General features: G+C 46.9%; 1 protein-coding gene. It reads right to left on the minus strand.

All coding sequences use genetic code 11. The features are described from left to right. Positions 1–31: 31 nt before the first annotated feature. Positions 32–1173, minus strand: a protein-coding gene (locus GVJ32_RS04460; RefSeq protein ID WP_159238864.1) for an IS3 family transposase whose coding sequence is annotated in 2 segments (ribosomal slippage) — positions 32–924 and positions 924–1173 — 1143 coding nt in all. Because the reading frame shifts where the segments join, the coding sequence is not laid out codon by codon here. Positions 1174–1239 lie beyond the last annotated feature (66 nt).

The following is a 1239-nucleotide window of genomic DNA, read 5'->3' on the forward strand; positions in this document are numbered from 1 at the left end:
AACCGTGTTCTGGTCAACAAAACCGGACACATTAATTTGCTAATTTCTCATACTGAACCGGCGATAAATCATTGTTCGATGAGTGGAGCCGGTCTAAGTTGTAATACTTGATGTAAGCTCTAACGTCACTGGTCATATGCTCGCGAGTCGGTTGGTGAAGCTTAAATATCCAGTCATGCTTTAGACTACCAAAGAATCGCTCGACCACGGCATTGTCCCAGCACGCACCCACATCACCCATAGAAGATCGTATGCCATAACCTACCAACAGTTTACGGTAAGGTTTGCTGGTGTATTGCGAGCCCCTGTCACTGTGGAACACCAGACCTTGAGGTGGCTGCCGAAGGTTGTAAGCCATGATCATCGCCCGACTAATTAAACTAGTCGTCATGCGCTTATCCGTTGCCCAACCAACAATACGGCGGGAATAAAGGTCCATCACAACCGCCAAATACACCCAGCCTTCGGCTGTTTTTAAATAGGTGATGTCACCTGCCCAAATTTGATCTTGCCCCACAGGGTTAAAGTTTTGATTTAACAAATTAGCCGCGACGGTATCGCTGTGTTTACGCTTCGTCGTTACCTTGTAGGCCACACGCTGCTTGGCTTGCAGCTTTAATTGAGCCATGACCTTTATGGTTTTATATCGCGTAACATTAAAGTCTTCAGCGCGTAGCTTCTTCGCCATTTCTCGGCTACCCAAGCTTTGTCGGCTTGCGTTAAACAGCTCTTTGGTTCTTCGGTATAGCTGCAGCTCCTGCGCTGTTATCAGCTGAGCTGGACGAGCCTTCCATGCGTAAAAAGCGGATTTACTCAGCTTCATCACTCGGCAGAGCAGCCGTACTGGGTAGCTCTGCGAGTAATCTTGTATAAAGCCGTACTTCACTTCATTTCTTTCGCAAAGAAGGCGCTGGCCTTTTTTAAAATCTCTTTCTCCATCCGCAGTTCTTTGTTTTCTTTACGCAGACGCTGCAGCTCCGCGCGCTCATCTTCAGCAAGCGCAGTACCTGCCGATAATTGCTCTTGTTGATCTTTCCAGCGATACAGCATGTTACTTGCCACACCTAGTGATTTAGACGCTTCAGCCACTGAATAGCCCTGATCACGAATCAAGGCAACGGCTTCTTCTTTGAATTCTTTAGAGTACTGTTTGTAACTGCGTTTCTGTCCCATGATGACACTCCAATAATTGACGGCTATTGTCTCTTATTAAAGCGTCCGGTTCATTCAACCAGAACA

This window comes from Zhongshania aliphaticivorans (assembly GCF_902705855.1).
Lineage (GTDB): Bacteria > Pseudomonadota > Gammaproteobacteria > Pseudomonadales > Spongiibacteraceae > Spongiibacter > Spongiibacter aliphaticivorans_B.